The 5,796-nt window shown below is 71.7% G+C and carries 5 protein-coding genes; 4 read left to right on the forward strand and 1 reads right to left on the reverse strand.

Going from position 1 to position 5,796, the window contains the following annotated elements; genetic code table 11:
- Positions 1–198: 198 nt before the first annotated feature.
- Positions 199–1,491 carry an amino acid deaminase gene (locus K6I34_RS29960; protein ID WP_229330681.1) on the reverse strand — a complete coding sequence of 431 codons (1,293 nt, stop codon included), beginning with the start codon at positions 1,489–1,491 and terminating at the stop codon, positions 199–201.
- A gap of 195 nt (positions 1,492–1,686) precedes the next feature.
- Between K6I34_RS29960 and K6I34_RS29965 the strand changes: the two genes are divergently transcribed.
- From K6I34_RS29965 to K6I34_RS29980, 4 genes are all read left to right on the forward strand, one after another.
- Positions 1,687–2,727, forward strand: a complete 1,041-nt coding sequence (locus tag K6I34_RS29965; protein ID WP_229330683.1) for a sugar kinase — start codon at positions 1,687–1,689, stop codon at positions 2,725–2,727.
- Positions 2,724–3,488, forward strand: a complete 765-nt coding sequence (locus K6I34_RS29970) for an IclR family transcriptional regulator (RefSeq protein WP_229330685.1) — start codon at positions 2,724–2,726, stop codon at positions 3,486–3,488. The genes K6I34_RS29965 and K6I34_RS29970 overlap by 4 nt, the downstream gene beginning before the upstream one ends.
- Complete coding sequence (locus K6I34_RS29975) at positions 3,485–3,898, forward strand: RidA family protein (RefSeq protein ID WP_229330687.1); 414 nt, start codon at positions 3,485–3,487, stop codon at positions 3,896–3,898. The genes K6I34_RS29970 and K6I34_RS29975 overlap by 4 nt, the downstream gene beginning before the upstream one ends.
- A gap of 109 nt (positions 3,899–4,007) precedes the next feature.
- On the forward strand, positions 4,008–5,456 hold the full coding sequence (locus K6I34_RS29980; RefSeq protein WP_229330689.1) for a GntP family permease: 1,449 nt from the start codon (positions 4,008–4,010) through the stop codon (positions 5,454–5,456).
- The last annotated feature ends 340 nt before the right edge of the window (positions 5,457–5,796 follow it).

The following is a 5,796-nucleotide window of genomic DNA, read 5'->3' on the forward strand; positions in this document are numbered from 1 at the left end:
GCCCCGCCCCCTCCACCGTCGATTGGCTATCCGTAGGGGGCGTCTTGCGTCCGCTGTCGGCTCTCCGTGCGTGGGCTGCGCCGGGCGCACCCCGCTGGGGGTGCAGGGGGCGGAGCCCCCGCCCTACGGCGCCGGGCGGCTCGCCGCGCCCCGTCAGGGGCACGGGGAACTGCGTGAGCAACCCCCGGTGCCGGTCGGTCAGAAGAAGGTGCGGACGTACTTCGTCACGGTGCCGTCCTCCGTCACCAGCGGGATCATCTGCCAGCGGTCGAAGACCGTGCAGGGATGGGAGAGGCCGAGGGCGACCCAGTCGCCCACTTCCAGTTCCGTGCCGGGCTCCAGGGAGACGAACGCGTGCTGGTCGGCGAGGCCGATCACCGTCATGCCGGAGGCGGCCCGCACGGAGCCGTCCCGCGCGGAGCGTACGAGTTGGGGCTCGGGGAGGCCCAGGTCGTACGACGCGTCGCGCTTGCCCGCGTTGAGGTAGGCGCGTCCCGGTTCGGGGCGGGAGACGACCTGGGCCCAGAGGCGGAAGGCGGGCCGCAGGGCCCCCTCGTCCGGGTGGCGGTTGAACGGCGTCTTGTGGCGGTACGTGCCGTCGTCGTGCGTCACGTACGCCCCGGACCGCAGCAGCTTCAACACCGGTGCCGAGAGCGGCGGGAGCTCCGCGAAGACCTCGGCCACCGCGTCGAACCACGCGCTGCCGCCCGCGCTGACGACGATCTCGTCCACCCCGGCGAAGCGGTCCGCCTTGTCGAACTCGACGGCCAGCGCGATGAGGCGGCGGAGCCAGGCGCGTACGACCCCGGCGTCGGCGCCCGGGACCTCCGCCTCGTATCCGGCGACACCTACGAGGCGCAGGGTGGTTGCCGCCGCTACGGCGTCGGCCACCGCTCTTCCGTCGGCTTCCGTGCGGATGCCCGTGCGGCCGCCCTCGGCGCCCAGTTCGACGACGACGTCCAGGGGACGGGTGGCGCCTGCCGCCCGGAGGGCCTCGTCCATGAGCTCGACGCCGCGTACGGAGTCGACGTAGGCGGCGAGGCGGAAGTCCGGGTCCGCGGCGAGTTCGGCCGCCAGCCAGTGGAGCGCGGCCGCGTCCACGACCTCGTTGGCGAGGAAGATCCGCTGGATGCCGAACGCGCGGTAGACGCGTACCTGCGTGGGGACCGCCGCCGTGATGCCCCAGGCGCCGTGCGTCAGTTGGCGCTCCAGCAGCAGCGGGGCCATCGAGGTCTTGCCGTGCGGGGCGAACGCGAGGCCGTGCTCGGCGGACCAGCGTTCCATCAGGGCGAGATTGTGGTCGAGCGCCTCGGCGGACAGGGCGAGCACGGGTGTGGTGAATCCGCCGGTGAACAGCGAACGGTGCTCCGCTGTCAGCTCGGCCACGGTCTTGCCCTCGGCGTCCGGCGGCAGGCCCTTGAAACGCTGGTCGACGCGTTCCTCGTCCAGGCGGGCGAGGGCGTCCTCGGTGGAGGGGCGGGCGGCTGCCATGGGGCCTCCAGGTCGGTCCGGCTGCGGGTGTCGTGTTTATCGTTGCAGCATGTGCAACTTTCGTTGCATAGAGCGCTCCTCGCTGTCTAACATCCCGGCAAGTGCCGGGTCAACGGTCCCCAATGGTCGCCCCGGAAACCGTTGCAGAGTGCGCACAAAGGGCATGCGCGCGCTGCCGATCGAGGAGCGAGTGCCATGGCCGCAACCGCCTCCGAGGAGCCGGACGTGATCTGCCTCGGCGAGTCCATGGTCACCTTCCGCCCCACGCGCCCAGGCGGCCTCGCCGACGTGCCGCTCTTCGAGCGGGGCATCGGCGGCGCCGAGTCGAACGTCGCGTGCGTGCTGGCTGCCGCCGGTCACCGCGCGAAGTGGGTCGGGCGAGTGGGCGCCGACGGATTCGGCGCGTACGTGGTGGCCGCCATCGCCGCGTACGGTGTCGATGTTTCCGGGGTACGGCGTGACGCGGCGCGGCCTACAGGCGTCTATTTCCGTACGGCCGGTGAGCGGGCCGTGGGGCCCGTGCGCATGCCGGATGCCGGTGAAGTCGCCTATTACCGCGCTGGATCCGCCGCCTCCGCGATGTCACCGGAGACCGTTCCGGCCGACAGCCTCGGCCCGGCCCGCGTCCTCCACCTCACCGGTATCACTGCTGCGTTGTCCCCGGGCTGTCTCGGCCTCACCCGGGCGCTGACGCGGCGCCGGGCCGGACGGCCTGTCGTCTCCTTCGACGTCAACTACCGGGAGCCACTGTGGCGGGGTGCTCCCGAAGGGCCCGGTGTGCTGCTGGAGCTCGCCCGCGGCTGCGACATCGTCTTCGTCGGGGAGGACGAGGCCGAGGCGGCCTGGGGGCTGTGCGGGGCCGCCGCCGTCAGGGAGGCGCTGCCCGAGCCGGAGGTCCTGGTCGTCAAGCGGGGCGCCGCGGGGGCGACCGCGTACGTGGGCGACAGCGCCGTCTCCGTCGCCGCACCCCGCGTCGACGTCGTCGCCCCCGTGGGCGCCGGGGACGCCTTCGCCGCAGGGTTCCTCTCCGGCACCCTGCGCGGACTGCCCGTCGAGCGGCGGTTGCGGCACGGACACCTCATGGCCGCCGCCGCCCTCACCGTCCCCGGGGACCTGGCCGCACCACCACCGCGCGCACTCGCCGACCGGCTCGTCGCCCTCGGTACCCCCGCATGGGGGAGACTGCACCTCGGCCCCGGCTGGACCCAGCAGCCCCTGGAGGGACGTACCGCATGAGCCAGACCGTCGACCGCGCCCTCCGCATCCTGCCCCTGCTCGCCGAGGGGCCCGCCAATCTCGAACAGGTGGCGAGACGGCTCGACGTCCACAAGTCGACCGCGCTGCGCCTGCTGCGCACCCTGCACGAACACGGCTTCGTCTACCGGCAGCAGGACCAGCGCTACCGCCTGGGTGCCCGGCTGTTCGCCCTCGCCCAGCAGGCCGTGGAGGGGCTCGACATCAGGGAGATCGCCCACCCGTACCTCCTCGACCTCAACGAGCGCTGCGGCCACACCGTGCACCTGGCCGTTCACCAGGACGGCGAGGTCCTCTACATCGACAAGGTCGACAGCCGGTACCCGGTACGGATGTACTCCCGCATCGGCAAGCCCGTCGCGATCACCGTCGCCGCCGTCGCCAAGCTGCTCCTCGCCGATCTGCCGGAACCCGAGCGGCGCGTCGTCGCCGAGCGGCTCGACTATCCCGCGTACACCGCCCGTTCCACGCCCGACGCCGCCGCGTTCCTCAAGGAGCTCGCGGCCGTGCGGGAGCAGGGGTGGGCCACCGATTTCGGGGGCCACGAGGAGTCGATCAACTGCGTCGGCGCCCCCGTGCGCGGCGTGGACGGCCGGACCGTCGCCGCCTGCTCCATCTCCGCGCCGAACGTCGTCGTCACCGCCGACCGGCTCCTCGAACTCCTCCCGCTGCTGCGCCGCACCGCGGACGCCATCAGCGCGGAGTACTCAGGAAAACCTCAACCACAGAAGGAGAGTTCATGAGCGACAAGCTCGAGAAGATCGCGCTCACGCCGCCCACCCACACCGCGCCGCCCGCCAAGTTCTCGCACGGCGTCAAGAAGGGCAACATCCTCCAGGTCGCCGGCCAGGTGGGCTTCCTGCCCGCCGTCGAGGGCCAGGAGCCGGTCCCGGCCGGTGACGACCTGCGCGCGCAGACCCTGCAGACCCTCGCCAACGTCAAGTCGATCCTGGAGGAGGGCGGCGCGACGTGGGAGGACGTCATCATGCTGCGCGTCTACCTCACCGACCCCGCGCACTTCGCGGAGATGAACGACATCTACAACGAGTACTTCGCCGACCTGAAGTCGGTGCCGTCGGCGCGCACCACGGTGTACGTCGGCCTGCCGGGTGACCTTCTGGTCGAGATGGACGCCCTCGCGGTCCTCGGCTGACCGCGCTTTTCTTCCTTTTCTCCTTTACCGCCGGGCGAGTTCGTACGCGCCGCTCGCCCGGCGCCGCAGGTTGCCCGGAAACAGTTGCCCGTAAACAACGGAGTTTCCCATGCGCACCACGCTCGCCATGGGCGAAGGAGGCGGCAGATGCGGTCTCCTCGTCCTGATACCCGGCACCGGGGGCCTGCTGACCGTGGCCGCCCTCGGTATCGCGCTCCTGCTTCTGCTGATCATCAAGTTCCGTCTCCAGCCTTTCGTCGCCCTGCTCACCGTGTCCATCGCCGTGGGCCTCGCCTCGGGACTGTCCGTCACCGAACTCTTCGGTACGGTCCAGAAATCCGGCGCCGTCTCGCTCGTCGAGGCCGGGATGGGCGGCACCCTCGGGCACATCGCCGTCATCATCGGGCTCGGCACGATGCTGGGCTCCGTACTGGAGATCTCCGGCGGCGCCGAGGCCCTCAGCTCGCGGCTGCTGGCCCTCTTCGGCGAGCGGCGCGCCCCGCTGGCCATGGGGGTGACCGGGGTCCTCTTCGGTATCCCCGTCTTCTTCGACGTCGGCATCTTCGTGCTCGCGCCGATCGTCTACGCGGCGGCACAGCGCAGCGGCCGGTCGATCCTGCTGTACGCACTGCCGCTGGTGGCCGGACTGTCCATGACGCACGCCTTCCTGCCCCCGCACCCGGGCCCGGTGGCCGCGGCCGGACTGCTGAAGGTGGACCTCGGCTGGGTGATCCTCATGGGCACCGCGGCAGGCATCCCGGCGGTACTGGCCGCCTGGGCGTACGCCGCGTGGATCGGTGAGCGTGTCTTCGTCCCCGTACCGGCCGACATGGTCGCGGCAGCGGAAGAGGCGAGAGCGGCGGTGACCACCGAACGGCACGGGGAAGAGTCCCCGGTGCCGCTGGGCGTGCTGCTCACGGTCATCGGTACGCCCCTGCTGCTGATCCTGCTCGCGACCTTCTCCTCCGTGGTGTTCGACCCGTCGACCGGCCGGTCGGTGGTGGAATTCTTCGGTCACCCCTTCGTGGCCTTGACGATCGCGTTGTTCCTGGCTTATTGGCTGCTCGGTATCCGACGTGGCTGGTCACGCGCGTCGCTGGAACGGGTCTCGACGGCGTCGCTGAAGCCCGTGGGCAACGTCCTGCTCGTCGTCGGCGCGGGCGGGGTCTTCGGCGCGGTGCTCAAAGGGAGCGGGGTGGCCCAGGCTCTGGCCGACACCTTCGCCGACGCCGGGCTGCCGGTCGTCGTCCTGGCGTGGCTCATCTCGGTGGTGCTGCGCGTGGCCCAGGGGTCGGCCACGGTCGCCATCGTCACGACGGCGGGGATCGTCGCCCCGATGCTGGGAGACGGCGTCTCCCAGCCGTACGGAGCGCTGGTGATCGTGGCGATCTCGGCAGGGTCGATCTTCGCGTCCCACGTGAACGACGGGGGGTTCTGGATGGTGGCGAAGTACTTCGGGATCCCGGAACGGGTCGCGCTGCGCTCTTGGACGGTGCTGGAATCGGTTCTCTCCGTGGCGGGGTTCGGGGTCGTGGGCGTGCTCAGCCTTTTCCTCTGAGGCGCCGCCTTGCGGCTGCGCCTACCGGGGGGTGCGTCTTGCGCTGCGCGCGCGTCTGCGGGTCCGGTGGGGGCTTGTCGCGCAGTTCCCCGCGCCCCTGAAAAGCCGCCTGCGAGCTCGGGCGTCCCTGCCCGTCCGGCGGGTGCGGGCCTGTGGGGACTTCTCGCGCCGTTCCCCGCGCCCCTAAAAGCCGCCCACGAGCTCGGTCCCCCGGCCCGTCCGGCGGCTGCGGGTCGTCGCTGGTTGCTCGCGCAGTTCCCCGCGCCCCTGGTGGGGCCGGGCGGGGAGCCGACAGCGGACGCTAGGTGCCCCCTACGGACAGCCGACGTCCGGTGGAGGG

This window comes from Streptomyces sp. UNOC14_S4 (genome assembly GCF_020740835.1).
Classification (GTDB): domain Bacteria; phylum Actinomycetota; class Actinomycetes; order Streptomycetales; family Streptomycetaceae; genus Streptomyces.

What these genes read in the sequence shown, in the direction of transcription:
- K6I34_RS29960 (WP_229330681.1), bottom strand. Translation starts at nt 1,491, where the DNA reads ATGGCAGCCGCCCGCCCCTCCACCGAGGACGCCCTCGCCCGCCTGGAC.
- K6I34_RS29965 (WP_229330683.1), top strand. Translation starts at nt 1,687, where the DNA reads ATGGCCGCAACCGCCTCCGAGGAGCCGGACGTGATCTGCCTCGGCGAG.
- K6I34_RS29970 (WP_229330685.1), top strand. Translation starts at nt 2,724, where the DNA reads ATGAGCCAGACCGTCGACCGCGCCCTCCGCATCCTGCCCCTGCTCGCC.
- K6I34_RS29975 (WP_229330687.1), top strand. Translation starts at nt 3,485, where the DNA reads ATGAGCGACAAGCTCGAGAAGATCGCGCTCACGCCGCCCACCCACACC.
- K6I34_RS29980 (WP_229330689.1), top strand. Translation starts at nt 4,008, where the DNA reads ATGCGCACCACGCTCGCCATGGGCGAAGGAGGCGGCAGATGCGGTCTC.